The organism is Tabrizicola oligotrophica (genome assembly GCF_011008935.1).
GTDB classification, from domain to species: domain Bacteria; phylum Pseudomonadota; class Alphaproteobacteria; order Rhodobacterales; family Rhodobacteraceae; genus Tabrizicola_A; species Tabrizicola_A oligotrophica.
Window position 1 is genome coordinate 1 of sequence record NZ_JAAIVJ010000043.1, and the last position, 662, is coordinate 662.

Consider the following 662-nt stretch of genomic DNA (forward strand, 5'->3'; position numbering starts at 1 on the left):
AGACCCCGTTCCTCAGAACGGGATCTCGTCGTCGCGGTCGACCAGCTCGGGGTTTTCGCCCTCGGCCGCTTTCGGGCGGCTGAGGAAGTCGACCTTGTCGGCGATGATCTCGCAGCCGTAGCGGTCGACACCTGCCGCGTCGGTCCACTTCGTGTAGTGGATGCGGCCTTGGACGAGAACCTTCATGCCCTTGTCGCAGTGCTCGGCGACCGTCTTGCCGAGGCCATTGAAGCAGGTGACGCGGTGCCATTCGGTGTCCATCACCCGGTAACCGTTCTCGTCGCGGATCACGCGACCTTCCGAGAGGCGCGGGCGCGAGGTGGCCAGGGTGAAGTTGGTGATCGTCGTGCCGCTCTGGGTCGTGCGGACTTCCGGCTTCTGACCGATGTTGCCGGCGAGGATAACGATGTTCTGCATGATAAGCTCCTGTGGTTTCTGTCCCTGGGACCGTCCCTTCGACAAGACCCGGAGAAAGCCTGTCGGTTGAGGCGTGCACGGCTGGGCCAAAGGACCGGACGGAAACCCCCAGAGGGCCGGGGTGGCGCGGGCAGCCCTGCAAGGGCAACACGGCCCGGCCTGACGCGGGGTTGCGCGCCAGAGGCCGAACAGGCTTAGGGGATTGTCAGTCGAAGGGAGGACGCCGGGGATGGGAGCAACTGGGG

Annotated in this window: 1 protein-coding gene; it reads right to left on the bottom strand. The window is 65.4% G+C overall.

Annotated elements, in window-relative coordinates; translation table 11 throughout:
* Positions 1 to 12: 12 nt before the first annotated feature.
* The gene (locus tag G4Z14_RS18750) at positions 13 to 417 is read right to left on the bottom strand and encodes a single-stranded DNA-binding protein (RefSeq protein ID WP_164628484.1); all 405 of its coding nucleotides are present in this window, start codon (positions 415 to 417) and stop codon (positions 13 to 15) included.
* Positions 418 to 662: the final 245 nt, after the last annotated feature.